The 26,702-nt window shown below is 37.5% G+C and carries 19 protein-coding genes; 4 read left to right on the forward strand and 15 right to left on the reverse strand.

What is annotated here, in order from left to right:
• Positions 1-38: 38 nt before the first annotated feature.
• From JNG87_RS10375 to JNG87_RS10390, 4 genes are all read right to left on the reverse strand, one after another.
• Positions 39-2,195: a glycoside hydrolase family 97 protein gene (locus JNG87_RS10375; RefSeq protein WP_110009357.1), complete on the reverse strand. Its 2,157-nt coding sequence runs from the start codon at positions 2,193-2,195 to the stop codon at positions 39-41.
• An 81-nt stretch (positions 2,196-2,276) separates the two neighbouring features.
• Entirely contained in the window at positions 2,277-3,347 is a 1,071-nt protein-coding gene (locus tag JNG87_RS10380; protein WP_202843960.1) for a SusE domain-containing protein, read from the reverse strand.
• A 20-nt stretch (positions 3,348-3,367) separates the two neighbouring features.
• Entirely contained in the window at positions 3,368-4,966 is a 1,599-nt protein-coding gene (locus JNG87_RS10385) for a RagB/SusD family nutrient uptake outer membrane protein (protein ID WP_137904206.1), read from the reverse strand.
• Positions 4,967-4,971: 5 nt separating this feature from the next.
• Positions 4,972-7,710 carry a SusC/RagA family TonB-linked outer membrane protein gene (locus JNG87_RS10390; RefSeq protein WP_202843968.1) on the reverse strand — a complete coding sequence of 913 codons (2,739 nt, stop codon included), beginning with the start codon at positions 7,708-7,710 and terminating at the stop codon, positions 4,972-4,974.
• Between the two features lie 336 nt (positions 7,711-8,046).
• On the opposite strand from JNG87_RS10390, the gene metG reads away from it, so the two are divergent.
• Both metG and JNG87_RS10400 read left to right on the forward strand, forming a co-directional pair.
• Entirely contained in the window at positions 8,047-10,083 is a 2,037-nt protein-coding gene (metG, locus tag JNG87_RS10395; protein ID WP_202843973.1) for a methionine--tRNA ligase, read from the forward strand.
• A 63-nt stretch (positions 10,084-10,146) separates the two neighbouring features.
• Entirely contained in the window at positions 10,147-10,812 is a 666-nt protein-coding gene (locus JNG87_RS10400; protein ID WP_202843975.1) for a hypothetical protein, read from the forward strand.
• Positions 10,813-11,017: 205 nt separating this feature from the next.
• Here the strand turns inward: JNG87_RS10400 and JNG87_RS10405 are convergent, their stop codons facing one another.
• The 7 genes from JNG87_RS10405 to JNG87_RS10435 all read right to left on the reverse strand — a co-directional run bounded on the left by JNG87_RS10405 (position 11,018) and on the right by JNG87_RS10435 (position 20,450).
• Positions 11,018-11,722, reverse strand: coding sequence for a class I SAM-dependent methyltransferase (locus JNG87_RS10405; RefSeq protein WP_202843977.1), 705 nt, complete (start codon positions 11,720-11,722; stop codon positions 11,018-11,020).
• 170 nt (positions 11,723-11,892) lie between these two features.
• Positions 11,893-12,705, reverse strand: coding sequence for a siderophore-interacting protein (locus JNG87_RS10410; RefSeq protein WP_202843979.1), 813 nt, complete (start codon positions 12,703-12,705; stop codon positions 11,893-11,895).
• A gap of 104 nt (positions 12,706-12,809) precedes the next feature.
• Positions 12,810-15,020, reverse strand: a complete 2,211-nt coding sequence (locus JNG87_RS10415) for a TonB-dependent receptor (RefSeq protein ID WP_202843981.1) — start codon at positions 15,018-15,020, stop codon at positions 12,810-12,812.
• Positions 15,021-15,368: 348 nt separating this feature from the next.
• Positions 15,369-16,961 carry an MFS transporter gene (locus JNG87_RS10420; protein ID WP_137904201.1) on the reverse strand — a complete coding sequence of 531 codons (1,593 nt, stop codon included), beginning with the start codon at positions 16,959-16,961 and terminating at the stop codon, positions 15,369-15,371.
• A 102-nt stretch (positions 16,962-17,063) separates the two neighbouring features.
• Positions 17,064-18,182: an HlyD family secretion protein gene (locus JNG87_RS10425; protein WP_137904200.1), complete on the reverse strand. Its 1,119-nt coding sequence runs from the start codon at positions 18,180-18,182 to the stop codon at positions 17,064-17,066.
• Between the two features lie 22 nt (positions 18,183-18,204).
• The gene (locus tag JNG87_RS10430) at positions 18,205-19,515 is read right to left on the reverse strand and encodes a TolC family protein (RefSeq protein WP_202843983.1); all 1,311 of its coding nucleotides are present in this window, start codon (positions 19,513-19,515) and stop codon (positions 18,205-18,207) included.
• Positions 19,516-19,604: 89 nt separating this feature from the next.
• Entirely contained in the window at positions 19,605-20,450 is an 846-nt protein-coding gene (locus JNG87_RS10435; protein ID WP_110009370.1) for a helix-turn-helix domain-containing protein, read from the reverse strand.
• A gap of 74 nt (positions 20,451-20,524) precedes the next feature.
• On the opposite strand from JNG87_RS10435, the gene JNG87_RS10440 reads away from it, so the two are divergent.
• Positions 20,525-20,998 carry a DUF962 domain-containing protein gene (locus JNG87_RS10440; protein ID WP_137904198.1) on the forward strand — a complete coding sequence of 158 codons (474 nt, stop codon included), beginning with the start codon at positions 20,525-20,527 and terminating at the stop codon, positions 20,996-20,998.
• Here the strand turns inward: JNG87_RS10440 and JNG87_RS10445 are convergent.
• Positions 20,995-22,062: a DUF2891 domain-containing protein gene (locus JNG87_RS10445; protein ID WP_202843985.1), complete on the reverse strand. Its 1,068-nt coding sequence runs from the start codon at positions 22,060-22,062 to the stop codon at positions 20,995-20,997. The two genes, JNG87_RS10440 and JNG87_RS10445, sit on opposite strands and share 4 nt — an antisense overlap.
• 144 nt (positions 22,063-22,206) lie before the next feature.
• Between JNG87_RS10445 and JNG87_RS10450 the strand changes: the two genes are divergently transcribed.
• Entirely contained in the window at positions 22,207-23,088 is an 882-nt protein-coding gene (locus tag JNG87_RS10450; protein WP_202843987.1) for a DUF4349 domain-containing protein, read from the forward strand.
• Positions 23,089-23,150: 62 nt separating this feature from the next.
• On the opposite strand, the gene JNG87_RS10455 is transcribed toward JNG87_RS10450, so the two are convergent.
• From JNG87_RS10455 to JNG87_RS10465, 3 genes are all read right to left on the reverse strand, one after another.
• Positions 23,151-23,528, reverse strand: coding sequence for a hypothetical protein (locus JNG87_RS10455; RefSeq protein WP_202843989.1), 378 nt, complete (start codon positions 23,526-23,528; stop codon positions 23,151-23,153).
• 145 nt (positions 23,529-23,673) lie between these two features.
• Complete coding sequence (locus JNG87_RS10460; protein ID WP_202843992.1) at positions 23,674-25,476, reverse strand: lytic polysaccharide monooxygenase; 1,803 nt, start codon at positions 25,474-25,476, stop codon at positions 23,674-23,676.
• A 464-nt stretch (positions 25,477-25,940) separates the two neighbouring features.
• Positions 25,941-26,639, reverse strand: a complete 699-nt coding sequence (locus JNG87_RS10465) for an SAM-dependent methyltransferase (RefSeq protein WP_202843994.1) — start codon at positions 26,637-26,639, stop codon at positions 25,941-25,943.
• Between the last annotated feature and the right edge of the window lie 63 nt (positions 26,640-26,702).

Below are 26,702 nucleotides of genomic sequence, written 5' to 3' on the forward strand. Positions count from 1 at the left end.
AAAATCAATGAACCGGGGCACCTTAGTGTATCTTACAATTATTTTACTGGTTTAATAGAAATTGCGAAACCGCCGCTTCTTGCCATTTTAAAATTAATTTTCGATTTTCCTGTAATCTCTTTCTTATAGATATTATAACTTTGAGGATTATCGATATAATCGGCATCTTTTCCATCTTCATAGATGGTTGCCTCATATTTCTTTCCTTTGTCCAGGAATGAGAAATCTACTGTATATTCACGTTTGTTTTCATCGGTAATACCTCCTACAAACCAGTTTTCAGTTCCTTTTGCTTTTCTTGCTGTCACCACATAATCACCAGGTTCTGCAGATAAGATTTTGGTATCATCCCAATCTGCTGCCACATCCTTGATAAACTGGAACGCATCCATATGCTTTTTGTAGTTTTCAGGAAGGTCTGCAGCCATCTGAAGCGGCATATACATCGTTACATAAAGCGCCAGCTGTTTTACCAAAGTAGTTTTTACGAAACGGTTATCTCCAGGGAAATAATAATCTAGTTTCGTCTGGAAAATTCCCGGTGTATAGTCCATAGAACCTCCCATCCATCTTGTAAACGGAAGAACGGTCTGGTGGTCCGGTTTATTTCCTCCGAATGCTTCATATTCCGTTCCACGGGCTGCTTCTGCAGAGATATAGTTCGGATAGGTACGGCTTTCTCCTGTTGGACGTACAGATTCGTGAGAATTCACCATGATTTTATAGTCATTTGCTTTTTCAGCAATTCTATAATAATGGTTAATGGTCCATTGAGAGTAATGGTGTTCTCCTCTAGGAATGATATCTCCTACATATCCTGTTTTTACGGCATCATAACCATATTTGTTCATCGTCTGGAAAGCTTTATCAGCCCATCTTTCATAGTTCGTGGCAGAACCAGAAGTTTCATGGTGCATGATTAGCTTAATCCCTTTTGAATGGGCATATTCATTCAACATTTTGATGTCAAAGTCCGGGTAAGGAGTAATGAAATCAAAAACAAACTCTTTTGAATGTCCGAACCAGTCTTCCCAACCGATGTTCCATCCTTCGATCAACAATCCCTGGAATCCGTTTTCTGCCGCAAAGTCAATGTATTCCTTAACTTTTGTATTGTTGGCTGCATGCTTTCCGTTTGGAGTAAGCTTAGCAAAATCTGTTTTACCTAAATGAACATTTTCAGCAGTAGAATATGCCCACTGAGATTTTCCGATGATCATTTCCCACCAGACTCCCATGTATTTTGTAGGGTGAATGTAAGAAGTGTCGGTATATTTTGTAGGCTCATTAAGATTGAAGATCATTTTAGAATCCATCACCTGTTCAGCTTTCGGAGCTACAATAATCGTTCTCCACGGAGTTACTGACGGTGTCTGAATATATCCTTTTGCTCCCTGTCTGTCAGCAGTCAAATGCGTTTTGAATTTATAATTCTGTGCATCTACTTCAAGATGTGAAGCAGGATAATCCAATACAGCAGCTTCAGCAACGTTGATATACAAAGGCTCTTTTCCTTCTTTTTTAAGCATTAAAGGAGACTGAACTGCATTTTTCACCAATGACTGTGAAGCGTTGGCATCATATGCTTTATCCCATTTTGAAGGGATTTCAGATACTTTTGTTTCCTGATACTGATACTCCTGAGAGTCATAATCTGCAACCATCCACCATGCCTTCATATCGGTAGGGAAATCGATTTCAGAATCTTCTTCTCTGATCACAAAGTAATTAAGATTTTTCTGCTGTGGGAATTCATATCTGAAACCCAATCCATCATTGAATAATCTGAACTTTACCACAATACTTCTGTCTGTAGAAGCCTGATTCAGGGTGACTGCCAGTTCGTTGTAATGGTTGATATAATTTTTCTTTTCTCCTAAAACCGGCTGCCAGGTTTCATTTTTGGAGTCTCTTTTTTCATCTGTCTTTGCAAAACCGTTGTTCAGATCGTATTTTGCATCTTCTGGTTTGGCAATCTCAGAAGCGAATTTTATGGCTGTGTCTTTAAATAATCTCAATCCCAATTTAGAATCTTCCACCACTACTGCCCCATTGTATTTCAGGTTATAGTAAGGTACTCCTTCTTTCAGCTGAAAGTTCATTTCGAACTTTCCGTCCGGAGACTTTAAAGATTGGGCTTTCACACCTGTAAACATCATTGAGAGCAAAAGCGCTCCAACTGTAATTTTCTTCATAATGACTATTTATTAACTTAAAAAATAAAGTGCTGCGGTAAAGCAGCACTTTGCTTTATTTGAGTTTGATTTCTAATTGTTTTAAAATATTGGAATTGCCGAATATTCCGCAGTTATATCGTTGAAATATACGTCATACTTAAAGGTTTCACTTACCGGAATATTTCCTCCGCTGAGCTCAGCTACACCAAAAAACTCCTGAGCTTTCCCCCAGTTTGTTCCCCAATCATGATTTGCTCTGAACTTGAACTCACCTGAATTCAAAGTAACATTTTTCTTAACCCAAATGTGAGAATCAAAAGTTGACTTCTGTAAATCCAGATCTGTATTCCAATCTCCTGATGCAGTTCCGATCATTGAAATCGTATTATAGGTAACTGTTGGAGATCCAATTGAAGTAAAGGTATATGTTAAAGTATTGGTATCAACTGTCAGTTTATAATATCCAGCAGCAGATACAGAAATATTTCCTGAAGTACCGCTTGTACTTAATGTACCTACAGTGCCCATTCCATATTGAGTATTCCAGGATCCTGGAGTTTTAATCATTTTAAAACCGCCTTGTGCAAAATATCCGGTATAAGAATACACTCCTGCTGCAGCTGTTTTTTGTAATGGAAGAAACTTCGTATTTGTATCTGTATTATCCCATCCTGCCGATGTAGCATCTCCAATCAGATATAGATCATTAAAATTGTAAACCGGCCCTAAAAGATAGGGCGTTACTGTTAAGGTCTTAACATCAGAATAGAAAGGTGCAGCACCAACCAAAGTTCTTAGCCGAACTTCAATCTCAGCAGCTACATTAGTAGCAGCTCCTAATCCTAATGCTATATTATTAAGCTGTTTATTAGTAAAGCTCAGGGGAGAAGTTGTCACTTCCATTGTAGAAGCATCCTTAAAGTTTTTGCCTTTTATTGCAAATTGTAACTGTTGTGTATAAACTACAGGTACGTTAAAGGTTGATTTATTCCAAGTGATATTTAGAGCTACATTGTCAGGATTAGCCTTATCTAAAACAATAGTTGTCTTATCTGGTGTAATCTTACTTTTTACAGTTTCTGTAATAATTACCTGATCTTCATCTTTTTCACATGAAATAACAAAAATTCCAATACATGCTATTGCTAAAATTTTAAAAAAATTTTTCATTTTTAGATTCTGTTTAAAAGTTAATATCCAGGGTTTTGAACCAAGTTAGGATTAGCCACTATATCATTTGCCGGTATAGGGAAAAGATTTCTATATTCATCTACACCTTTACCTTCCTTTACACCACCTTTCCAAGGCCATAGATATGAACCTGACGTAAATTTACCATAACGAATCAGGTCTGTTCTTCTCGTTGCTTCCCAAGACATTTCTCTAGATCTTTCGTCTAAGAAAAAATCGGTATTAACTGAAGCAACAGTAGTTCCCCCCGCTCTCGTCCTTAAGGCATTTACATATCCTAGTGCAGTGGCTGCGTCTCCTCCTGATCCACCTCTTGAAACAGCTTCACCATACATAAGATAAATATCCGCTAAACGATATAAAGGAATATCCGCGTCAACAAAATTACCTGATACATCTGATCCAGGAGCACCATTAGAATACTTTATATTTTTATATTTAATAAACGCATAGCCATCTGTAAATGTTGATATATTATTTATTTCTAAATTTTGACCATTTGTATAGAAATTTCCTCTTTTGTCGCTTGGGGAACCAGCAAATAGATTAACAAAAGATTTTGTAGTTCTTATACCACCCCAACCTCCATTGATTCCGAATTCAGAAGCAGGCATAGAACCTCCAACTGCAGCGTGTACCATAAAAGTTGAACCTCCGTAAGTTTTTGTACTTGTACCATCGTAGTTTACAGATAAAATAACCTCAGGATTATTTACATTATTATCTGCCATAAATAATGATGAATAGTTTGACTTTAATGAATATCCAGCATTTATTACTTTATTACAGTATGTGATACAATCCGTATACCTTGCTGTGCCCGTATAAACTTGTGCATTTAAATATAGTCTTGCTAATAAAGACCAAGCAGCAGCTTTATCCGCTCTGCCATATTCATTACTTCTTGCATCTTTAAGATCATTTGCACAAGCTAAAAGCTCAGACTCTATATATTTAAATAATTCTGCTCTTGCAATTCTCGGAGGAGGTGTATTAATGATATCAGTAGCCTCAGTTACCATTGGTACATTTCCAAACAAATCCATTGCATGATAGTAAGATTGAGCTCTTAGAAAACGAGCTTCAGCTCGCATATATTTCGCTTCTGTAAGATTACTTCCGGTGATTCCGTTTGTGGAAAGTTTTTCGTCAGTCGTATTTTTAATAAATTCATTACTTACAGCAATTACATTGAATATTCTATAGTATATTGCTGCAACAAAAGGATTGGAAGCATTCCAAGTCATATTATGCATATCTGGAAGACCTGCATCAGCCCAAGCAATAACAGCTTCGTCTGTTGTTAAAACCTGCATACTGTACATTTGACGAAGATAGTTTGAGAAACCACCGTCGATTCCACCTATATCCGTATTTCCATCTGCATTATTTTGATCTCCCTGCCCCCCGATTGCTAGCCCTGCATAAATTTTAGCTAAGGCAGGTTTATAGTTACTAAAATCTTTGTATAACACGGTAGCTGTTAATCCTAAACTTGGTTCTCTTTCAAGATCTTGTGTACAAGAACCTGCAAAGAATAGAGCCCCTAGAGTAATAGACCCTATTATTATTTTTTTATATAAATATTTATTTCTCATGTTGATTAAAATTGGAAGTTAAACCCTACTGAATACACTTTCGGTCTTTGATAGAAACCATTGTCAATTCCTCCAAATACCTCAGGATCTACACCTTTATATTTTGTAATTACAAAAACATTTTGTGCCATTGCATTTACTCTTAAATTTGTTCCTTTTCCCATAAATTCTCCTGCATTATAAGCAATTGATAAATTATCCATTCTAAGAAAGGATGCATCTTCAATAAACATATCCGAGAAAAGTTGTGTTGTAGCAAACTGTGTTGTTAGAACACTTGAATTTGTATTGCTCAAGAAATTATTCGCCTGAATATTTGCAATTGAACTATTAGATGCAGAATTATTATAAACGTAATTTCCTAAAACAGCTCTAAGCGATGTGCTAAATTCCCATTTTTTTACACTTACCTTTGTAGAAAAGCCCAAGATTACATCAGGATTTGGAGATTTATAGAAATATTTATCATCTTCAGTAGATTTTCCATCACCATTTCTGTCAACATAAGCTCCTTCTAAAGGCTTTCCATTACTATCATAAACTTGCTGGTAAACATAAAATGCATTAAGGGGCTGACCCACTGTAATTGCTTGAATATAGTTATTAATACCGGTAAGTGTCCCTACTTGAATTTTATATGATGAATCTACATATTGAGATAAGCTTGTAACCCTAGGATTAAATCTAGTAGCATTAAGATTTACATCCCAGGTTATACTTTCATTTTTTACAGGAACCAAATTCAAGTTAGCTTCAAAACCTTTGTTGGCAATAATTCCAACATTTTTAATATTAAAGTTACTTAAATCACCTGCCCAAGTAGGTACTTTTGCAATAAGGTTTTCAGATTTTTTATCAAAATAATCTATTGAACCACTAATTCTATTATTTAAAATCGCAAAGTCTAAACCTAAGTTTTTAGTAGTTGTTGTTTCCCAAACCAAGTTTGGATTGTAAACATCCGGACGAAGTAATGTATAGAAACTATTACCAAACTGATACTGTGCAGTACTACTATTACTATAAGAATAAGAACCAAATGCAGGATAGAAATTACCGGTCTCTTGCTGACCGGTCTTACCCCAACCTGCTCTTATTTTTAATGAATTAATCGATGAAATACTTTTTAAGAAATTTTCTTCATTAATTTTCCATGCAACTGACACTGCTGGGAAATTACCCCATAACTGGTTCTTATCTGCTCCATTCCAGAATGTTGAAGAACCGTCTCTTCTGATAGAACCATTGATAATATACTTATCTGCTATGGTAAAAATACCTCTGGCGTAAAAAGATAGTAAAGTTCTCTGCGTATCTCCAGCAGTTGAAAAATCGGTCTTTTGACCATTTCCATAATATGTAGGAGCTGCTGGAGTAATCGATCGTGTATCTTGATAAGAGTAACCACCAATTATATCTACAGTGGTATTAATCGCATTAATCTTTTTTACATAATTTAGATAAGATTCAAATAATTTACTTTTAATTTCCTGAGAATATGAACGATAAGATCCTAAAGTTCCAATACCTTGAGCGTATTCTTTATATGTGTTAACAGAACCATCACTTTTTGCATAATCATAAGATCCTGTTATGTTCAATCTTAATTCAGGTAAAAAATGAAACTTATAATCTAGTTGTAAACTTGGAATAATCCTAAAGACAGATGAAATATCTCTTTTACCATATAATAAACCTAATGGATTTCTTGTTCCATTTACGTTTAAACCTGTAGCAGTATTGGCAGGATCTAACCATTCATAATATCCTCCATACTTAGAATTCCCTGAATATACTGGTTGCGTTGGATCAAAATAAATAGAAGCGCCGATAGCTCCAGCATCTGGGAATCTGTTCTCAGAAAAAGTTCCTTTAAAATTACCATTAACAGTTAAATGATTATCAAAAAATTTTGGCGAAAAATTTAACCCTAATGAAGTTCTTCTGAATTCATTTGTCCTTACGATCCCGTTTTGCTCATTGTACCCCAAAGATACTCTATATGGCAAACCTTTTACACCACCTGAAAATGCGACATTATTATCTGTTCCCCAGGCTTGTTGATAAATTTTATCCTGCCAATTAGTATTTGCAGTACCGAGATAAGACTTCTGAACATTTGTACCAAAAGTATTCACAAAACTTCTAAACTGATCTGCATCCAAAACATCTGCATTACCCATTTTTGTAGACACAGAAAAATTAGTATTGAAATTAACTTTGAATTTACCTGCGGTACCTTTTTTCGTTGTAATTAATATAACCCCGTTCGAAGCTCTATTACCGTAAATAGCTGCAGAAGATGCATCTTTTAAAATATCAAATGTCTCGATGTCATTTGGATTAATCAATGATAACGGATTTGTTGCTCCACTTAAATTGTTAAAATCAATAGGAACACCATCAATAACAATTAGCGGATCATTATTAATAAATGAAGAACCTCCTCTTACTCTAATTGTAGAACCTGAGCCAGGAGCACCGCTGTTGCCGGTAATTTGTACCCCAGGAGTTTTACCAACAATCAGTTGATCAGCAGTAGCTGCTCCACCATTGAAATCTTTTGATGTCACAGAAGAAATAGATCCTGTAAGATCTGTTTTTTTCTGCTTACCATATCCAATCAAGACAACCTCGTCAATCTTCTTCTCCTGAGGAAGAGAATCTTTTTTCTGCGCATGTATTACTGTACTGGCCAGTAAAAAAGCGGGCGCGATTTTTAATACTGTTGTAAAATTCTTCACAATCTTATTTTTTTATAGTTTCGTTTTTTTAGTCATGTTCAGGCTTCAAGCCAGACTCGCAATTTAAAAAAAAATTAGAATTATTATAAATTTAATATAATTTTAGTTAAAATTATGTATATTACGAAACCCATTTTAGTTAGTTTTTTAAGATACAATATTTTACAACGTCTTATGCATTACATAATATTTGTTTTAATTTAAGAAAATGTTAAACAATTGTTTAACTTAATTTGGTGTTCGCCCCTTAAAATTTGTATTCTGCAGCATAATAACACCACCAATAGCGGTATTCAACAGATATTCCTTATCTTTGCAGTCAAAACTTTACTATAAATGTCAAACAGAAAGATGATTACGGCAGCTTTGCCTTACGCAAACGGGCCGGTTCATATAGGACATTTGGCAGGTGTTTATATTCCTGCGGATGTTTACGCAAGATTTCAGAGAAGATTAGGAAAAGATGTAGCGTTTATCTGTGGTTCAGATGAGCACGGGATTCCTATCACCATAAGAGCTAAAAAAGAAGGAGTAACTCCTCAGGATATCGTGGACAAATATCACGAAATCATCAAAAAGTCTTTTTCTGATCTGGGAATTTCATTTGATGAATATTCCCGAACAACATCTAAGAAGCATTATGAAACCAGCCAGGATTTCTTCAAGGTTTTATACGAGAAAGGAAAATTCACGGAAGAAGTTTCTGAGCAGTATTTTGATGAGCAGGCAGGAGAATTCCTTGCTGACCGTTATATTGTAGGAACATGTCCTAATTGTGGTAACGAAAACGCTTATGGAGACCAGTGTGAGAAATGTGGTTCTACCCTTTCTCCTTCTGAGCTGATCAATCCGAAATCAATGCTTAGCGGAAATGTTCCTATCCTTAAAGAAACAAAAAACTGGTATCTTCCATTAAATGAATACGAAGACTTTTTAAATGAGTGGATCATTGAAGGTCATAAAGACGATTGGAAGCCTAACGTATACGGACAGGTTAAATCTTGGTTAAATGACGGTCTTAAGCCTCGTGCCATGACCAGAGACCTGAACTGGGGAGTTCCGGTTCCTCTTCCGAATGCTGAAGGAAAAGTATTATATGTATGGTTTGATGCTCCTATCGGGTATATCTCTTTCACCAAAGAATGGGCAGAGAAAAACGGAAAAGACTGGAAAGACTACTGGCAGAGTCCAGAAAGTGATCTGGTACATTTTATCGGAAAGGATAATATTGTATTCCACTGTATTATTTTCCCTTCGATGATGAAAGCACACGGAGATTATATCATGCCGGCTAATGTTCCTGCTTTTGAATTCCTGAACCTTGAGAACGATAAGATCTCAACATCAAGAAACTGGGCAGTTTGGGCTCATGAATATGTGGAAGACTTCCCCGGACAGCAGGATGTTTTAAGATATGCGCTTCTTTCATCTGCTCCGGAAACAAAGGATAACAACTTTACATGGAAAGATTTCCAGACTAAGAATAATTCTGAATTGGTAGGGATCTTCGGAAACTTTATCAACAGAGTTGCTGTTCTTATTCATAAATATTATGACGGTATTGTTCCGCAAGGAGATGTAAACAGCCCTGAACTGCAGGAAATAAGTAAATCTGCAAAAGAAATTTCAGGATTCCTTGAAAATTACGAGTTCAGAAATTCATTAACAGCCTTAATGAACCTTGCCCGTTTTGGAAACCAGTATCTTCAGACTGAAGAGCCTTGGAAAACCATCAAGGACAACCCTGAAAAAGCGGCTCAATCTTTATTCGTTGGGGCGCAAATAGCTGTTGCTTTAGCTCAGTTATGCGAACCTTTCATGCCATTCAGCTCTGAAAAGCTATTGAACATGTTCAATGTTGAGAAGAAAGACTGGAACTCTATTGAAAACCAATCAGTATTGATTGAAACAGGGCACAAAATCAACGAATCTTCCCTTCTTTTCTCAAAAATTGAAGACGATGTCATCGAGGCTCAGATCCAAAAACTGGAAAACACAAAACAAAACAATAAAAAAACAAACCCTAACGCAAACCCTATGAAAGAGGAGATCACGTTTGATGACTTTACTAAAATAGACCTTAGAACAGCAACCATTTTAGAAGCTGAAAAAGTAGAAAAAGCAGACAAATTATTAAAGCTTACTGTAGATACAGGGGTAGATGTAAGAACTGTTGTTTCCGGAATTGCAGAAAGTTTCACTCCTGAGGAATTAATCGGGAAGCAGGTAATGATCCTTCTGAACCTTGCCCCAAGAAAAATCAGAGGAATTGAATCTCAGGGAATGTTATTATTAACAACAAAACCAGACGGAAAATTATCTTTCGTTACACCGGACGACAGCAATGTTGAAAACGGTATTGAAATCGGATAATGACCATCTTTATAAGATCACAGGCTGTTTCTCTGGAAGCAGCCTTTCTTTTATCTACAGCTTATGGTTAACAAAAATGTTTTAAGAAAGCTTTCCAATCTGGAATTAGAAGGATATTTAAAAGAAGGCAACCGCTTTGTTCCGGAGGCTGTTCAGGCAGCTTTGGAAATTCTGGAAGAAAGAGGATGGGTTTTCAGCGAGCAGGAAAAAACGGCTGTTCAGCAGTTGATTCAACGTAAAAAAGAAGAAGAGAAAGCAAAACATGCAGAAGAAGTAGAGGTCTGGAAAGATTATATTACAGAAGATCCGGATGCTATCAGGCTTTATTCACGAATGACTATTTTTGTCAGCAGTATTCTTTTCAGTACAATTCCCGGAGCTATTCTACTCGCGTTTAATTTAATCAAACTCAAAAAATACTTTCCTGCGTTTCTTACGGTGGTATTTGGCTTCCTTTTTTTAATATTTCAGAAGTACGTTCTGGTTTCTCATTTTAATTTTGGTACAACTTCCCGATACAGTCCCGAAATTGGGGTCATTGCAGCAGGAGCTTTGGGTTTACTTGTCATCAGCGTTTTAGTAACTCCTCAAAAACTCCCTTACCGTGCAAAATCCTATGTATTTCCGGTAATTTTATGTGCAGTAACTGTTGTTATGATGTATTTCTATTTCCCGGAATGGTTTTCTTTTTATCCGCTGGCAACGGTTATCAATATATTCAGACAATAATTAAGAAGCTGATTCCCGCTATCAACTTTTACTCCTCGCTCCCGGCCGTCACCCTGAGCGTAGTCGAAGGGCCTCTTCTTTGCTGTGGGGTAACCGTTTCTATCGCGGCTAGGATAAGTACAAAAAGTCATCCCGGTGTACAGAATGACAATGTATGAATTCATGAGATTGCTTCGCTTTCAGCTCGCAATGACTTGTATAAAAATTATTTTTTGGTCAGTTTTGCCAGGTAAGAATCTTCATCTTTCAATACTCTTTCTATTTTGAAACCATTATTTATGGCAGCATTTTTCAAGGTATTAAAATCAAGATACAGCCAGGTAATCGGTTCCTCAGATTCTCCTTTATAATGAACCACATAATCCAGCTCGCCATAATATCCGCCTGCAGGAATGTACACTCCGCCATCTTTATCACGATCGAACATATAAAGAATATCCGTACTATCAATTAAAACCTGTCCGCCATCATTCAGTAATGTATGCAGTTTCTGAAGATAGGTATCTATTTTTGCCAGGCTTTCAAAAACTCCGGTACCGTTCATCAGCAATAAAATAGTATCAAAAGTTTCTCCGGAGAAATCAAGCATATTTTCGCAAACTGCCTTTTTAATTCCTCTCAGCTTACAAACCTCAACAGATTTTGGTGAAATATCCAATGCCGTCACCTCAAGATTTCTTTCATTCTGAAGGTATAAAGAATGAGAACCCGCACCTGCTCCGATGTCTAAAACCTTTCCTTCGGATAACTGCAGTGCTTTCTGCTCAATATCATTCATTTCTTCAAAATCTCTGAATAAATAATCCACCGGAAGTTCATCCAGCTCAGAAATTGACGTTTCAGTCTGCAGATCCTCCGGATTTTCATTGTGGTAATAATCCCAGATCGCTCTGCCCATTAAATCTTTCATAGTGCAAAGATAATAGTTCAATGTTCAATGTTCAAAGTTTTTGGTTGAATGTTGCGGGTTTGCGAGGTACGGGTCACGAGTTTCGAGGTACAAGATTCGGTGTTCCTACAACCTTAAACCTTAAACCTTAAACCTTAAACCTTAAACCTTGAACTTTAAATCCTTGCCTTCTACTCCATCGATTCCTTCTCCTTATGTCTGTCTGCCTGAGATTCGTTTTCTGCTACACCTGCCTTCCAGTAAGAATAGGCGTACAATTCCTGTGAAGTCCAGTTTTTCTCTTTTCTTAGATAAGTTCGGATTTCTTTTACACTTGAAAACTCACAGGCAACGTAACCGAATTTTGAAGTTTCAGGGATCTCAATACTTTTTACCGCATGGGTAATTTCACTGCTGATCTGAGGCTGCGCATTGTGCAGCCACTTAAAATCAATCTGTGCTTTAGTTTCAAGCAGCTGTTCGTCTTCTTTTCCATGAACTTCAATAATACAGGTTCCTTTTGCTGTTTCGGGAAGTGTTTCCAGAATAGCGCTGATCACCGGAATGGCCGTAGCATCACCGGCCAGCAGGTACCAATCTGCTGCAGGGTACAGCTCTTTACCTTCCATGCGCATCATCACTCCCAGTTTGGAGCCTACTTCAGCTTCTCTTACCCATCTGGAAGCAGGTCCGCCGTCTCCATGATCTACAAAATCGATGATCAGCTCATTTTTTTCCAGATCAATTCCTCTGTGGGTATAGGTTCTGATGGAAGGAGCCACATCTTTTGGCGGATACACCCACTGATGGTTTTCATCCAGCGTCGGAAAATGAATCTCATTGAGACCAGCCGGAGGAACTGCAATTTTATTATTATCACCCACCACCGTATTTTTGAATACCTGAACTTCCGGCGAGTAGAGATACACTCTGATAAAATGGTCAGTAATGTATTCTTTTCTGGTGACTTCGGCAACGATCTGCCCTGTTGAAATTTTAGCCATAACTGATTTTTTAAATTAAAATCCGGTTTCCGATCAAACTCAGAAACCGGATTTGAAATACAATATGTTTTCAGATCAGGGTATTTTAAATCCCGATCATTTTTTTAAAATTCAAAAGTGTAGGAAAGGTTGAATGTTCTTCCTCTTCCTTTATAATTAAACAATTCCGGAAGTCCGTAAGTAGCATATAAAACCTGAGAACGTTTGCTCCAGATCGTCTGGTAATCGGTATTAAACAGGTTCTGAATTCCTAAGTTGAATTTTCCCCAGTTGAAACGGTATCCCATCATCAGATCTGATGTATTATAGCCTTCCACTACATTATTAAGCTCGTCTTTCTGCGTGAAATTCTGTAACGACTGGAATCTGAATGACCAGTTCTTAATATTATACCCGATATACGTCACAAATTTGGAAGGGGAAGCATTGTAAATTTCCTGCTTCTGCCATTCTCCTTCCTTGTCTACCTCAGATTTGATCAAAAGTCCGCTGGCACCGAAATACACTCCATTGCTTAAAGAATAGGAAACCTCAGCTTCAATTCCCATGTTTCTTAATTTCAAATCATTCACAAGAATCTGGAACGTCTTTTTATCTACAGCAACGGTTTTGTCTGAATTACTCAAAAATCCGGCAATCTGCGCTCTTAGACCTCCTCTGTTCACACGGTATCCTACTTCAAACTGATTGGTTTTGATAGCCTGAAGCGGTTGTTCTTTCACATTGATACTGGATACTACATCCCAGTTTGTTCCTACCAATTTGTACTGTCCTATTCCATAAAATTTGGCAGGATCTGCTAAGCTTGCTCCCTGGGAAAATGTTCCCCAAACCTGATGCTGCTCATTGAATTTATATAATAAACCTGCATTAGCTAAAGTCACATTATAAGAACTTTCACCTCCCGGAATTGCAGATGCTGAACTTCCATAGCCCATTGCAATTTGGGTCTGCTGTTCAGAACCTACAAAATCATCCATTTTTACGTTAATATGCTGATAACGGATTCCGGCATTCAGTTGTAATTTGGGAAGAATATTGTATTTTGCCTGAACATATCCTGCATAACTCTGTGAATGATTGGTTGGATATCTGCCAAGGCTGTATTTTGTTTCATTGATTAAACCTCCACTGGACATTGTTTTGGCCATATCATAAACAGACTGTGTTCCTTCAAATTTTTCAAAATCGAAATCTGCTCCGTAAGTAACATTTAAGCCTCTCCATGATTTTGACAACAAAGCTTTAATCCCGGAATAATAAGTATCTTGCTGAGAAGAAGACATATAAGGTATTTTTCCCGTCTGTAAGGTAACATTTCCCGGGAATGGATAGAATCCTAACTTTTCACCTCGGGTAGCCAATTGCACATATAAATCCTGGCCGCCTAAAATTCCGTTTCCGTTATACGCTACGGTTGCCATATAACGTTCCGTTCCTACATTTTTATCGGATGAGAAACCATCTCTCATTTCCAGCAATGAAGCATTTTTTGTAGTAAATGCACTTAAATTTTCACCTAGAAATAAGCTTCTGTCTCCATTAAATTTAGAGTTGTAATACTGAACAGAGGCTGTTATTTTATGTTTATTGTTAAACTGATATCCTCCCGTAGCCAAAATGTCAATAGACTGATTATACTGAAGGTCAGTCTGGGTAATATCAGTAAAAAGCTGTTTCTGATCTGCCCCGTACACACCTCCATTCTGCTGATAGGCTAATCCCAATCTTCCAAAGAACTTATCTCCTTTAGCCGCAATAGACTGAGCAGCACGGAAGTCATGGTCATCTTTTCCCATAAATCCTGTACGTACACCCAGTTCAGTTTCACCGCTGATTCCTTTTTTGGAAGGTGTTTTTGTAATGATATTGATAATACCACCGGTAGCGTTACCTCCATAAATTGAACTTGCTCCTGAAAGCACTTCAATTCTTTCGATATTAAAAGGATCAATAGCATCCAGCTGACGGCTGATCGCACGGATACTGTTCAGAGAAACGCCGTCTATCATCACCAGGGCAGAACGTCCTCTCATATTCTGACCATAATTGGTTCTTCCCTGCGGACCAATATCCATGGAAGGTATCAGAATTGATAACATTTCTTTGATCGGAACTCCGCTTTTGGCCTGTTCCTGAATCTTTTCTTTCTGTACTACCCAGACCGTTCCCGGAACTTCAGAGATTTTTGTAGGTTTTCTGGAGGCTACGATTACCACATCTTCAATACCTTTGGAGGCAATAGAATCTTTTACGGTCTGGGAAAGCATTAGTCCCGAAACTAAAAGACCTATGAATGCATACTGCTTTTTCATTCTTTCTACTCAACGTTTTATAATTCTACAAAGATAATTCTTATTTAGAAAGAATAAAAATAACCAAACATGAAATTTTCCCTTATTTTATGATAGTAAACCTCTTTTACAGAAAAGTTTTCTAAATCCGGATATATATACACCATTAAGAATGGATTTAAGGAATAAAGTATACTTAAGATAAATCATTCTGATTTTTAAGCTTAAGGCGAAGCTCATCTTAATACTCTAAACACCTTACTATAATCTTAATATTTCAAAAAAGTTTAAAATTTGATATCTTCTTAAAACGTAAAATCCCAGCCCAACTAAGGACCAGGATTTTACTGGTAAAAACAAGGTTTCTTTTTATACTGCAGGACCTGCAGCATCTTTTATTTCTTCTAATAATTTTTTTCTTTCGCGAAGTCTTCTTCTCGCAATGACCGATTTACCGCCAAGAACTCTTACAAATCTGAAATACTGGAATCGTTTTGCTCCGAAATGATGAGTCGCAACATAAATCAGCACTCCCAATCCCACCAGAATAATATATCCGAATATCTTCTTGGTGGCGATGATAATGGCATTAAGCTGAATGGCTTTCATATTGGCTGCTACATTCTGAGGAGTCACCGTCATTCCATCCATATAAACAGCAAGATCTCCTATTGCCGTAACCTGAAAACGGTATTGAAACCAGGAATATAAAGTTGAAAAAATTCCTACGGCGAGGAAGGTTCTCCAAACCAATACAAGCCCGATGGCCGCCAGCATTTCATCCATTTCAAGCTTATCCAGTGTATAAAACCATACGGAGATAAACAATGAACACATTCCGTAGCCTTTTAAAAACATAGGCAGATACCAGTTGTCATAACTGAACTCCAGCACCATGGAAAAATACATAATAATAGCATATCCAACCATAGCGGCAAAACCGGAAAAAATATACATTTTCAATGGCTTTTCTTTTTTGAACCAGAAAATAGCAAGAGCTCCGGCTAAGATAATTCCGGGAATCATCAGTAGACTCAGCCTGGTATTGGTCAATTGATCATATCCCAAAACTCCTACCGCAAACGTATTCTGAATAGAAGCTGTTCCCAGAAACATTCCCAGCCAGAAAAGCATGAACAAACCGTGCTGCACATTATTTTTTGTGAAAATTTTAAACGAAAGGTAGGGGCGTTTTAAAGTCAACTGACGGATAGAAAGTAGTGCAAAACTGACAAAAGCTGCAATACTTCCATAGATGATATTCCTGGAGTTGAACCAGTCCTGCTGTCTTCCAAATGAATACACATAAGCCGAAAACATGAATGTTGAAATGAAAAGCAAAATACTCAGCCAGTCAATATAGTGCAGCGGTACTTTTAATGCAAAATATTTGTCATGCATAAAAATCCAGTGTATCAATGCTAAAATAAAGCATAAAACAGCTGTAAGCAGGTAGAACTGCTGCCAGTTGTAAAGAAGGGCAAACTCAGCAGCATAATAGGTTGCCACCTGGTTCATTACAAGAACGAAGGTATAGAAAGCTCCGTAAAATACTCCACGATTTCCGATCATAACCATTAATGGCAGAAACAGTTCTATGGTAACCATCATTTTCATAAAGCCAATCATTAAAGAAGTAAAAATAAAAATCATTGGCTGTAAAGTAGTCCCGTTCACGTAGCTCAGCAACCCTAAAAGCACCAGAAGCAACACCATCTTGTCCCTTACTTTGAATCTCATTTTGATTCTCAGAACAACAGGCATGCAAGCTCCCATCCCAATGGTAGTGGCGTAATTGGCCCACATAAAATATTCTGTCATGGCGCCGGTACCGCTTACCAGAGAACTGATATTTCCTGTATACACCCCGCCGATGGGCATTACCACAGCAAGCAGTAATACAATCAGCAGCAGCTGTACGGGTTTCGGTACCCAATCGCTATATAATCCTTTGTTGTACATGATTTTTTAGGGAATAGATTTCAGATATCAGATGGCAGACTTTCAACATTCAGCGTTAGCTTTCCATACGCATAATACCCGGCATCTGATATCTTTCATCTTTTAGTCTTTATTAATATTCACATTCATATTCATTCCGGCGCTCAGCTTATCCAGATCTTCTTTTTTGTTAGAAGCTGTAAACTCAATTCTTACAGGGATTCTCTGTTGTACTTTGATAAAGTTTCCGGTAGAATTGTCTGTAGGCACGCTTGAGTATCTTGATCCGGTAGCCGCTGAAACAGCAGTCACAATTCCTTCGAATTGTTTCCCTCCTAAAGCATCCGCTGTCATAGAAATTTTTTCTCCTACTTTGATATTCGGCATCTGGCTTTCCAGGAAATTGGCAGTTACCCACTTCTGGCCGTTCAGAACGATTGTCGCAACCTGCTGTCCTGGTTGGATGAGCTGGCCTTCAGAAATAGTTCTTCTTCCCATTACTCCATCATAAGGCGCTGTAATCACAGTATACGAAAGATTGATCCTCGCCATATCCAAAGCAGATTTTGTTCTTTTAATTTCAGCATCATTGATTCCCAATCTGCTTTTTACTTCAGTTGTAGAAAGGTTTGCAGATTGCTTTTGATTGACTAAGGTTTCATAAGCAGCCTTCTGAGCATCATATTCTGTCTTCACCTGATCATATTGTTGTCTCGTAACGGCTTCGGCTGCCAAAAGATTTTTATATCGGTTTAAATTCTGTTCGGCATTCCACAATCTTGCTTTTGCTCCTGCAATATTGGACTGCATCACATTGATATTGTTGGAAACTGTGTTTACAGAAGAGCTGGTCGCTGTTTTTTGAGCCATAGCATTCTGATAGGCGGCTTCAGCCTGTCCCAGTTGCGTAAGGATTTCACGGTCGTCAAGAATGACCAAAGTATCGCCTTTTTTTACACGCTGATGTTCAATAAATTTAATTTCTTTGATATAGGCAGAAACTCTGGTATTGATAGGATTGATAAATTCTTCTACCTGTGCTGCTTCCGTATAGGTTTTACTTCCGATATGAAAGTATTCTCGTATTAACCAGAATAATCCGAAACCGATCACCAGAAAAACGATGATATTGGATATAATGGCTCTGATTTTATTGGTTTTATTTTTCTTTTTCTTATGCTCTGCAGCAGATGTTGCCGGAGTAGGTGTTGTATTTTGAGTAGTTTGTCCCTTGTTTTCCATTGTGTTGATTTTCAGTTTTAAATTAAAGTGTTCCTGTAGATTTCAAAAGGTTGTAATACTGATATAAAACATTGATTTCAGCATTGGCGTAATCAAGCTCTGCCTGCAGTTTCTGGTTCTGTGCATCAATCATTTCCGCCTGCACGGCCAGCTGATTCAGATATTTGGCTTCCGTAATCTTGTAGTTTTCTTCCGCCAGTCTTTTGGAATCATTCAGAATATCTGCCTGCTGAATCGCTTCCTGATATTTGGTATAGGCAGCATTCACTGCCATATCTACATTCTGCTGCACCAGAGTCATGGCATCATTTGCCTGATTCTTTTGCAGTTCTCCTAATTTTACTTTTTCTTTTGTTTTATAGAGAGTATCAATGTTGTAACTCAGAGAAACCCCAGTCTGCCAGCCCCCTGAGTACATATCCAAAACAGGATTTCTCGTCGTGATCGGTCTTTGCAGCGTATATCCGCCAAATCCGGCCAGCGTAGGTGAATTGTCTGTTTTGATGATTTCAATATTCTTATCTGCTACCGCAATGTTTTTTTGAGCAGATTTCAGCAAAGGATTGCTTTCGTGTGCAAGATCTGTGTAGTAATCCATACCTATTCCTGCTTCTTTAGTCTCCAGACTTTCTGTAGGCACGATCTCTGTGTCAGAAGCTAAACCTAAAGCAATATTCAGATTATAATTAAGGATTTTTTTATTGTTGGTAAGGGTAAGAATCCCCTGATCCAGGTTTTTGATGGCCAATTCTCCACGAATCACTTCGTTTCGCGTTACCATTCCCTGCTGATAGAACTTCTGGATATTTTTCAGACGTTCCAGAGCCAGTTTTTTGTTATTCTGAAATACTTCTTCCTGATTGATGATTTTATAGACATCCAGATAATTGGAAATCACTAAAAATTTCACATCCTGTTTATTTTTCTCTAAATCCAGTTCCGAAAGCTGTTCGCGAAGCCCAGCCATTTCAATAGATTTATTCACCAATCCTCCTTTGAAGATCAGCTGTGTTGCCTGTACCGCATACGAACTTCCGTAATGTGGCATCGGAACGTTTGTAGAATTTGAAAAATCTTTATCAATGGCTACTGCATCTCCTAAATAGAACTGGCTTGTAGAAGCTGTAATGGTAGGAAGTTTCTGAAGCTTAACCACATTGGTGTTCTGCTTTGCAATATCAATATTCTGTGCGGAGACTTTGAGCTGCTGGTGATTCTGAACAGCGAGTTCCGTCACCTCACCTGCGGTCATCTGTTTGATCTGTTGTGAAAAAAACAGCGCAGGAAAAGCTGCTATCAATACTGATAGTGCTGTTTTTATTTTCTTTGTCATTTTACCTTGTTTTACAGATGCAAAGTTAGGTCAGCAACAAAATCAATCAAATGTTTGATTTTTGGAAAAAGATGTTCAAATGTAAGATTTTAATTTTCGAACTGATGTCTGTACTGTCTAGGGCTTACCTCAAGATGCTTCTTAAAAAAATGAGAAAATGAGTATTGATCGCTGAATCCGAGAATTGAGGAAATCTCCGAAACCGGTTTATTGGAAGAGTTTAAGAGCACTTTCGCTTCATTAATAACAATTAAAGCAATGATCTGACTTGCAGATTTTCCCGTAATGGTCTTTACTACAGAAGAAAGATGTCTGGTTGTAATTGACTGCCGTTCGGCATAGAATTCAACGGTTCTTTCAGTAAGATGATGCTCTGCAAGATCGGTAAGAAAGACAAATACAATTTCTTCCTGTCTGGACATCTGGTTCATAGAGCTGTTATCCTCCTTGGAAATAATTCCTGCCATCTGATAGCAGAAAACAGAAAAAAGGTGCTCTACCATTTCCTTCTTATAAAGCATTTCGGTATCAGAATCCAGGATATATTTCAGGAAATTGACGCTTTTCCAAACGACTTCCATTTCGTCTTCAGGAAAAGGAACTCCTTTATTCATCTGCTGTCTGAAATATCGGTAAGTAATCAGACGATTAAATTTTAATGATAAGGCAGAAATAAATTCTCTTTTATAAGAAACCATCCTCGACTGAAAGTCAGCCGTTACTCCTACCACTTCATAAATAGTTTGGGGATCGGTTACCATAAACATGTTGGCAGAAACCTCCAGATCACTGAAGTGCTGGCGAAGTTTTATAGTTCCTGATTTAATAAATATAAATGCAGGATTTTCGGGACGAAACGGTTTACCTACAGCTATTCGCTCGAAAATATTCCGTTCCGTAAAAATATCGACGCCAAATTTTTCCAGGGCAGACATAAGACAAATGTAAGCAATCTTACCAGTGATTACAAAATTTTATTATTTTAGCAGGAATCCAATTTCCCTTTAGTATGAGAAAGGTTGATCTATTATTTGCAGAATACAGTAAAAGCCATAGAAACCCGACCAACAAGTTCATTCACTGGATTTGTGTACCCTTAATTTTCTGGACGATTCTGGGGTTCGCCTCCCTGATTCCTTCCCCTCATTTCTGCGCTTCCTATTTCGGATGTGCCAGTATCGTAAGCCTTATTGTGATTATTCTGATCACCCTTTTCTATATAAGGCTGTCTTTATTGATCGCTGTTATCATGATCGTGGTCATGCTCATGATGGAACATTTCATCTATCTGGCCAATATCAGTTTCGGAAGACAATCATGGATGGTTTACCTTTCTGTGTTTATCATCACATGGATTTTTCAGTTTATTGGGCATAAAATTGAAGGAAAAAAGCCTACTTTCCTTAAAGATCTCCAGTTTCTTCTGATAGGACCCATATGGCTTTTAGGCTTTGTTCTTAAAAAGACAGGAATCAGATATTAATCTTCCAGCGCATATACCGCAAAACTGGCCAGCCAGTGATCCCCGCCATAATTTCCCTGAAAAAGTAATGGTAATCCATTATTGAGAAATACATCAGCTGTTTTCTTAAAATCTTTTTTCAGGGGATGATTAGCGGGAAGTGCATTTGAGATTCCTTTCATACACCATGCTTTAGAAAAAGATAGCCCTACAAGATGAACGGTTTGGTAATCGCTCAGATCACTTACTACAGGAATTTTTTCAACATTTTCAAGACTTCTCTTTTCGTAGAAAGCATTCAGCCACTGTACAAATTCTTTTTGAGGAAGCACTCTTCGCATCAGGTCTGCAATTTCAAGACTTGGCGAAAAGAAATCGGATCCGTCCGGTTCCAGATAAGCAGGTGTTTTCTGTTCTTTCAAGAAAAAGTATTTTGCCTTTTCCGTCAACTGGCTTTCAAACTCCTTATCTTTATTGGCTCTGGCCCAATCGATGGCAAAAGACATGGCAAATGCCGTGTTAGGATGAACTCCGGTTCTGTTAGGATATGTTTGCTTTGGAAGATAAGTTTTCCATGATTTCAGGATCTGATCTGTCAGCGGTTTCAGATTTTGGTGCCATATTTTAGCTTTCGGATGATCCCAGGTTGTGAGTTCTTCATCTAGTTTTAAGATCCACGCCCAGCCATAGGTTCTTTCAAAAGTTCCTGTCAGCTGATATTTTGTAAAGTAATCTGCTTCTGTCTGAAGTTTTTCTTTTTGAAATGATTCATCCAGAATTTTTTCAATCTCTTTGGCATTGGAGAGATTGGGTTTCGTTTTCAAAAGTCTGGTCAGCATCCAATGACCGTGAACAGAGCTATGCCAGTCGAAACATCCATAAAAACTAGGGTGAAGATCTTTTGGAGTCAAAGGAACTTCGCCTGCATTATTGATGATATGGGCAGTTTTATTAGGATATTCCTGGTTGATACAGTGAAGAGGCTTGTCGGATAATTTCATTGCCATTTCGTCTGTAAGTTTCGGAGCTTCCTGGGCATACATCAGAAATGGAGAAAACGCTAATGCTAAAAGACTTTTTTTCATGAATTAAAAATAGAAATTATTTACCAGTCTCAGCAATTTTCAGATTGGTTTTACAGCGAATTATTTTTAAATTTTAATCAATCTTACCTTATAATCATTTTTGAGCACACTTTTTGATCATACCCATAAAAAACTAATTAACCCATGAAAAAAATTATTTTCCTGTTATCAGGTCTTATTCTGATCAACTGCAGCAAATCAGGCGGCGAAAAACACGAAGCGAAAGCCGACATGATGGAAGTTATAACCGAGGATAAAGCGCCTTCTTCCGCAGCTTCATATTCACCAATTTCTGTTTCCGAAAAGCTGGTATCTGATGAAAATGGAACCAACAAAGACGTTTATACCCCTAAGAAAACAGATACGGTATCCAAAAAAATTATCAAAAACGGTGATATGAAGATTCAGGTGGGCGATATACAAAAAGCACAGAAACAGGTCAATGAAATTATCAGGAAAAACAGTGCTTATATCCAGAAAGAAGAATTTCAAAATACGGATATGGATGATAACCTTAGTCTGATTATCCGTGTACCTCATAAAAATTTTGATGCTCTGATCAATTCTTTTTCAGATGGCGTAGGAACTGTTTTATCTAAAAATATTTCATCCAATGATGTCACAGAGGAATATACCGATGTAGCGATAAAGCTGGCCAATAAAAAGATATATCTGGAAAAATACCGTGATATGCTTAGAAGTGCTGCTACCACAAAAGATATGCTGGAAATTCAGGAAAATATCCGTGAACTGGAAGATGAAATTGATGTAGCCGAAGGCAGACTTCGTTTTATTGATGACCGGGTAAATTACAGTACTCTGAATTTGAATTTATACAAAGAAAAAGTGAGAAGTTCCGCCACTTCAAAAATAGGTTTTGGGAGCCGTTTTGTAGATTCGGTAACGGAAGGCTGGAACAGTTTTGTAAGCTTTATGCTTGGAATCATTTCTCTGTGGCCTTTCTTTTTGCTTATTCCTGTTATTATTTTTATTTGGAGGAAATGGAGATCAAAGAAAAAAGAGTAAAATTAACTTATTAAAAATCCGGGCATCGAAGATGCCCGGATTTTCACTGCATTATCTACAATTTAACTATTAAAATATTCTTTTACTGTTTCAAGTACCTTTTCATCTGCCATTTTCTGTGAGGTTCCCAATGTAATTTTCAAATCTCTGAACTGAGCCGTATCATGAAGGAAGTGCTTAAGTTCCTCTTGTGTTACACCCGGTCCTGTAATATACACTTCCTGAGAATTGGTCAGTAACTTTTCAATTTCTTTAAAAAACTTGTTTCTGTTGGTAATTTCAGCATTATTTCCTGCATTCTCACTGGAGTTCCCGTGCTGTATCTCCGCTTTCACCGGTTTGCAAAGGATAAATTCAGAAACATTTTGTGCATCGTGATTCCTGGCTACAATGGCTTTCTCTGTATCAATCCAGATTCCTGCTAATTTTTTATCAGGCATAATCATATAATTTTAAGTGATAAATACTTAAAAACAAGAATAATGCAATAGTCCTGTTAAGGGCTGTTAAATATTTTTATAATTCTGCAAAAAAAAACCATCCACAAAATATGGACGGCTTTTTTGATATTTCAGATCGTTTTTGTTATTTTCTGATGGTTTTAGTAATATTTTTTCCGTCCTTATAAAGGATTTTCACAAAATAGATTCCGGATTGAAGACGGCTGATGTTCATACTGTTTTTATCGGGATTTATAAAAGTCATGATCTGAAGTCCGTGAGGGGTAATGACATCTACCCTGCTTATTTGAGCATAATACGTTTCCGGTGCAAAATTGATCATATGTTCGGATACAATTACTGAAAGATCATTTTCTGTATTGGCAAGAGCTGATGTCTGACAGTTCTGTCCTTCATTGCAGTCGCTTACAATTTTCCAGACAGCATTATTTCCTGGTGTTTCCCCCGGATTTGCGTACCATTTGTTCTCCCAGATTTTGCAGGTGTGGAAAACCTTTGTTCCTGCTGCTGAATATGTTTTTGCAGGATTATATTCCTGTGCGCCACAATAAGTAACCGCACCGCCTGATGCGCAGCCTGTCCCTTCAGTACATGTACTTATTTCCTCCCATACCATATTGGTTCCCGGCATTTCTCCCGGATTTGCGTACCATTTGTTTTTCCAGATTTTACAGGAGTAAAAAACTTTCGTTCCGGCTGCAGGATAAGCATTGGCAGCGTTATACTGCTCTGCTCCACAGTAAGCCTGGCCATTTCCTGATGTAATTTTTTTTGTTCTGACTTTTAATTCATTACTTACATCAGAAAGCTGATCGTTCATTGCAACAGATTTTACCGTATAAGTATATTCTGTGTCCTGTGCCAATCCGGTTCGTAAAAAGCTTTTTTGCACAGTCTCTCCTACTTTGATTCCATTCTCAAATACCTGGTAATTCTTGATTCCCTGCGAATGGGTGGAAGCTGTCCACATTAATGAAACAGAGTTTTCAGTAACTGCCATTGAATGCAGGTTGGAGGGTGCTGTTGGCTTTTCAGGAGTGCCCTCACTGTTTGTCTTTACATTGAGTGGCGCACTTTTCGCTGAAGTAAGCCCTGAAGATCCCTTCGCCTGAATTTCATAGGTATATGTCGTATTGGCTGTTAAACCAGTATCCTGGAATGTAGCCGTAGTTACCTGCTGAATGTTTTGTCCGTTGCGGAAAACGTTATAGGATACCGCGTCAGACTGTGCATTCCAGCTTATTTTGGCAGAAGTGCTTGTTATTCCTACCAGTGCTAAGCCTGTTGGGGTGGCAGGTGCAGAAACTCCTGTTCCGGAGGTTACGTTAACATCAATTACATTATAAAATGCATTGGTAGTATCTGCTACATCCCAGACCGCTAAAATAATATGATAGCCGCTACGGTTTGCAGGAACGGTAATTTGATGAGAAACATTATCCTGCGGAGGTGTCCCATTATGTGCAACAGTTCCAATAAGCTCAAGATCCTGACGGGAAAGAGGCTGATTGGGATTCCAGCCCTGCTTTGTCATATAATAATGCCATTTTGCTGTCGCATGGTACGCCGAGTATTTCCAGATAAAGGCATTCACACCCGTGGTGATATTGGTTTTCTTCCAACGGTCGGCAGTCTGGATATCCAGTGTAGTGTCTCCACCGATGCTTCCATTAGCAGAGGCAATCTTTCCATCTGCAGGACCCGCCGCAGGAAACCCTTTTGGGGCTTCAAGAGATCCAGGTTCATTAATAACAGATCCATAGATACTAAATGCGGCAGAATAGCCTAGTGAAGCCTTGTCCAGACTTCCCTGATATCCTCTTGAGGCAGGACTCAGAACATATCCGTGTGCAGACAGATGAATTAAAGATGGTACCAGCATCGCCAGCATCAGCAATACCGGAAAAAAAATTTTACGTGTCATCATATTTTAATATTTTGGTGTTGATTGAGCTGAATTGATTGTAAGCAAAACGGAACTTACATCATTTGTAATTCAATAAATACAAGTTAAATTAACTTGCAGCGTTTAAATCAGTTTAATTATGATATGTATAATAAAAAATCAAACTATATAAAAAAAGATCATAAATATTATCAATAACATTAAAATTTTAAAATTCATAATGCGTTATATTTAAATATAAAATTATAACATTTTACATTACAAAAATATATAAATGCTATGATATTTATCACTAATTATTGAAATATTTTTAGTTAAAATTATACATCAATAAATGAAAGAACGAAAAAAGAAAACTTATAAATCGTATTTATAATATTCCAACCCATTCTAAATAAAAAAGCAAAGGCCGCGAAATAATCACAGCCTTTTTCTATTTTGTACTCAAAAACTCTCGTACTTATTGTCAACTACAGGAGCAAAGTTTATTTCCCAAGTACGAATACTGCAGGAATTTTATGAAGTTCCGGCTTTTGTTTCTGCCAGTCTTTTATGGTTTTTGTTTTGATGAATTCATGTTCAGGATCGTTGATATTGGCAGCAATACAAAGCTTTGTATTGGGTGATAAAAACTTGCATAAATCTTCAAAAAGCTGGTTATTTCTGTAAGGAGTTTCCATAAAAATCTGTGAATATCCGGTTTTCTGAACAAGACTTTCAAGATTCATGATCTGTTTCTTTTTCTCTCCTTTATCAATAGGAAGATAACCATGGAAGGTGAATTCCTGCCCATTAAAACCACTGGAAATCAAGGCAAGAATAATGGATGAAGGCCCTGAAACAGGAACTACTCTGATATTTTTTTCATGACACCATTTCACAATCAGATTTCCGGGATCTGCAATACATGGCAGTCCTGCTTCTGACAGTAATCCGAAGTCCTCCCCTTTCAGCATGAGCTCCTGAGCCTCCTTAATATCTGCATTTTCTGTGTATTTATCCAATAGAAATAACTTCAGATCAGCCTGTTTTTTTTCAGGAGCAAAAAATTTCACAACCTTTCGGGCAGTTTTCTCATTTTCCACAAAGAAATAATCGGTCTGCATGATATAATCCTTCACAACAGGTGAAAAGTGGTTGATAGAAGTATTTTCTGATAAATAAGCAGGGAGTAAAAAAAGCATTGTATTATTTTTTTTGTTCTTTCGTTAAGTGAAGGTTGTGGGAAATATTTTGCATTTTCATGC

It is taken from the genome of Chryseobacterium cucumeris (assembly GCF_016775705.1).
Taxonomy (GTDB): domain Bacteria; phylum Bacteroidota; class Bacteroidia; order Flavobacteriales; family Weeksellaceae; genus Chryseobacterium; species Chryseobacterium cupriresistens.